Raw genomic sequence first — 3483 nt, 5'->3', positions numbered from 1 at the left:
GGCGGACGGGGCGTGCGGGGCGGGGCCACGAGGCCCGGGCCCACCCGCCGATCCCTCACTGGAAGGAGTCGTTTCCTGCCTGCGCGTCCTTGTCACCGGATGCCTTGGATGCTCTTCGCCAGCCGGTCAGGAGGGCTGTTCGGCCGAGGAAGCGATCTCACCCGAAGAAATGATCGTGATGGACGCCTGCGTCGGCGGCGGATCCGGAGATCGACATTTTCGGCCGACCGCCTTGATCGCCGATTGTCGAGCCGGCGGTGCGGTGTCAAAGCTCTATCAGGTTGTCGGCCTAAGTGGTACGGTCGACATCCTTGGCACTCTGTCCATGCTCGCTCTGTCCGTGCTCACTCTGTCCATCCTATCGAGTAAGGATGCGCTCGCCGCTACCCCACGATGTTACGCTCCAGCTCTCACCATCGCCGACGCGATTCCCCGGTCGCGCCGATAATGCGACTCGTGGTTATTTCGGGGGCCGCCGCCTTCGTGGTCGGCGGGATGGGGTTCATTTCCTTGTCGGACACGACTGACACATCACCGGTCGTAGCGGGGCCGGTCGTGGCGGGCTCCGCGCCGTCCGGCGCCGCCGTCCGCCCGGACGCGGGCAGGGGGTCTGCCCACGTCGACGACCAGCTGTGGGCGTCGCCGTATCCGGGTCAGGCCTCCCCGTACGCGGTAGGCCCGACAGGTGTCCCGGGTGGTTCCACGGTCGCGGTCAGCGTGCTGACGCCGGGGCAGCCCCCGGAGGCCGGTGGTGGCGTCATCGCGCCGAGTCTGACGGCGGCCGAGCCCGCCGCCGCACCGGCCCAGGGCGGGCCCGCGCCCGCTCCCGCCGCGCCTCTCGCGGGCAAGCCCGCTTCCCCCGCGCCCGCCGCGCCCGCGCCGGCGGCGAACGCCCCTGCCGCGGCGTCCACCCCGAAGCCCGCTCCCACGCCGACGCAGCAGCAGGCCGCTCCGCGGCAGAACTCGTGCCCGAGCCTGCTCGGGCTCCTGCGGCTCTGTCTCAACGTGTCGCTGGGCTGATCCTCCGCCGTCCGGGCGGCTGACCCGGACGGCGGAGGATCGACGGGATCACGCTGCGTCCCTCGTGTTGATCATGAGGTCGCGACCGGGGTGGTACGGCCATGCGGGCCGGGTCACAGCCTGCCCGCATGGAAGATCTTTTTGCTTTGGGGCGCACACCCCGTGGGTATGCGGCGAGGCGTCCGGAGGCACCCACTTCGTGTTGACGGGCCGGACGGGCTGACCGCCCGGGCACGGGCGCCGCGGCCGCTGATCGGTGCCGCGGCCATCGGGCTCGCGGTGAAGTTCGCCGCGGACGCGTACCCGTGACGTCGTCCCACCGGTGGCGAGAGAACACCGACGGGGCCGGGCCCGGAGGCCACCGGAGCCCCCCTCGTCGCCGTCTCCCCTCACCACCGGCAGCACCGGCGTCCCTTTCATACTTTTTGAGCTTTAGGTGATCATACGTCGACTATATGTGACTTGTCCGGCTTTTGCCGGGGCTGCCGGCCGCGCGCGGGGGTCCGGCGGAACGTGTTGAGTCTCGTTGCCACGCTCATAGGAAGAGGTTGCGCCGTGGTTGGCCTATTCTGGGACAGGATGACCGGGTGCCGATCCGACGCCAGAGTCCGTCAGGCCGCACGTCGCGACGTGCTCAGCCGATGTTGCCGTTGCCGGTCCGTAACGCCGGCCAGCCGATCAGCAGGCGCGACACGCCTGTGACGGCGACCTGCGGTGGCTGCAGCGCCCAGTGGAGCGACCCGGAGACCACGCACTGCCGGATCTGCCACGCCACCTGGCAGAACGTGCAGGGTTTCGACGCCCACCTGGCGGACTGCCAGCCGGGCCTGGCCACCCGTTCCGGCCGCGGCGGCCGGAGGTAGGCACCTTCTCCCCGCGCAGGACAGCCGCTCGTCGGGGTGGGGCGGTACGGGACGGAAGAACCGGCCGGGCCCCCGGGCGCTGCCCGTCCGCTCCGGGGGCCGTCGGCCGCCGGGCCGGGGGTGTCCGGGACCGGGAGCGCGGCCCGAGCCCTCAGTCCGGGGGGTCGGGAAGAGGGCCGACCCGTTGGGCGCCGATAGCGAAGCCGGCGAGGTCGATGCTGGTGTCCGTCCTGGGGGCGAACGAGCGGTCACCGCCGCCGTACACGACGGAGAACATGAGCCCGCCGATGCGCAGCTTGTCGGAGATGCGGGGGTCGTACCCGTGCTCCTTGAAGGCTTCCTTGTTGTTGATCCAGACGACCAGCAGCCCCTGGGAGAAGTCCTCGAAGTTCAGCCGGACTCCCTGCTCGACGCAGATCCACCTGTCGAGCTCCCAGGTCCACGTCTTCTTGCCGGAAATATTGACCGGATGGTCCGGACGCGCGGTGTTGGAATAGACGATGCCCTCGCCCCCCTTTCGCCAGCCGAACCGGCTGGCGAAACCGTTCCGGTCGGTGTCGGAGCGCTCCTCGTTCTCCTTCTTGTAGATGACCCCGTAGAATCCGGGGAGTTTCCCGCCCTTGTTGAAGTCGAAGTCGTGCGGGAATCTCACGTAGTAACGCAGGTACATCTCGTAGGCCGGCCGGCCCTCCATGGCCAGGAAGAGCTGGCTGCCACCGTAGGTGTTCCCGTCGTTGTAGACCTGCCGGTCGACGTCGTCGTTGACCGGGCCGGCCGGCAGCGCCACCCGGGCCAGCCGGGGGAAGCGCGGGTTGTCCGAGGGCAGGATCTGCGTGCGGTCCAGGCCGAACGTTGCCCGCTGCTGTGGGATGAGGCCCTTGCCGAAGAAGTCCGCGGCCCCGTTCGCCAGGGTCGGCGGCGGCCCTGGCGCGGGAGGAGGCGTGGCAGCGCCGGCATCCGGCGGAAGGACCTCGCTGGCCGGGTCGAAGGTGTCGGAGGGCCGGGAACAGCCTGCCGCCGCCATGCCCAGCAGGCCGAGCGCCGACCCGAGCACGGCCCGCCGGGTCCGGGCCGGCCGGCCCGGGAGAACGATCCCGTCATCGGTGGGCCGGGAGGGCCGCGGGCCGGGTACTCCGGGCAGGTACAATCCGTTTCCGTCGTTCATCCACCGACTCCCGCTCGTGCGCCGCTGGGCTGGGGGTGATCTCAAGAATTCTCCGGGTTACGATACACTGTCCGCTCGGAGGCATATCGGTGGGTCACCGTGGCCGTCGGCCGTTGTGGTCCTTTTGGGGCAGGCCTATTAGGTGCCGGGCCCCGATCTTTATCCGGGATCGGGCGAGTGTCGTCGCCCGCGTTTTCCGGCGGAAATCCGGCGCCGTCCCGGCTGGTAATTGTCCGTATCGTTTCGCTTGCCAGGTGGCGGTCCCGGCGCGAACGGCGGCCGGGGCGAACGACGGCGACATGGCGACGGTGTGCTGCTACTTTCCGCGTTGAACGCAGTGCGGCCGGGGCCCGGGTGGCGCACCCGCTGCCGACCGGTCGATGACGGTCGTGGGCAGGGACGACAGCCATGGACGGGGACGGACAGGGACGGGCG

At 70.3% G+C, this 3483-nt stretch carries 4 protein-coding genes; 2 read left to right on the top strand and 2 right to left on the bottom strand.

Features of this window, described 5'->3' with window-relative positions; genetic code table 11:
- The first annotated feature begins 456 nt into the window (after positions 1-456).
- Positions 457-1020 carry a hypothetical protein gene (locus AC5LSR_RS23755; protein ID WP_250284750.1) on the top strand — a complete coding sequence of 188 codons (564 nt, stop codon included), beginning with the start codon at positions 457-459 and terminating at the stop codon, positions 1018-1020.
- Positions 1021-1654: 634 nt separating this feature from the next.
- On the opposite strand, the gene AC5LSR_RS23750 is transcribed toward AC5LSR_RS23755, so the two are convergent.
- Positions 1655-1795 carry a hypothetical protein gene (locus AC5LSR_RS23750; protein WP_250284748.1) on the bottom strand — a complete coding sequence of 47 codons (141 nt, stop codon included), beginning with the start codon at positions 1793-1795 and terminating at the stop codon, positions 1655-1657.
- Here AC5LSR_RS23750 and AC5LSR_RS23745 point away from each other — a divergent pair.
- Entirely contained in the window at positions 1782-1883 is a 102-nt protein-coding gene (locus AC5LSR_RS23745; RefSeq protein ID WP_445548228.1) for a hypothetical protein, read from the top strand. The two genes, AC5LSR_RS23750 and AC5LSR_RS23745, sit on opposite strands and share 14 nt — an antisense overlap.
- A gap of 151 nt (positions 1884-2034) precedes the next feature.
- Here the strand turns inward: AC5LSR_RS23745 and AC5LSR_RS23740 are convergent, their stop codons facing one another.
- Positions 2035-3048: a polysaccharide lyase gene (locus AC5LSR_RS23740; RefSeq protein WP_250289891.1), complete on the bottom strand. Its 1014-nt coding sequence runs from the start codon at positions 3046-3048 to the stop codon at positions 2035-2037.
- Positions 3049-3483: the final 435 nt, after the last annotated feature.

The sequence above is a fragment of the Protofrankia sp. CiP1_Cm_nod4 genome (assembly GCF_982290645.1).
The sequence above is the reverse complement of the archived record's forward strand: the minus strand, read 5'-3'. Positions and strand labels throughout refer to the sequence as shown.

Excerpts from the sequence above, each read along its gene's own strand:
- AC5LSR_RS23740 (WP_250289891.1), bottom strand. The coding sequence starts at position 3,048 with ATGAACGACGGAAACGGATTGTACCTGCCCGGAGTACCCGGCCCGCGG.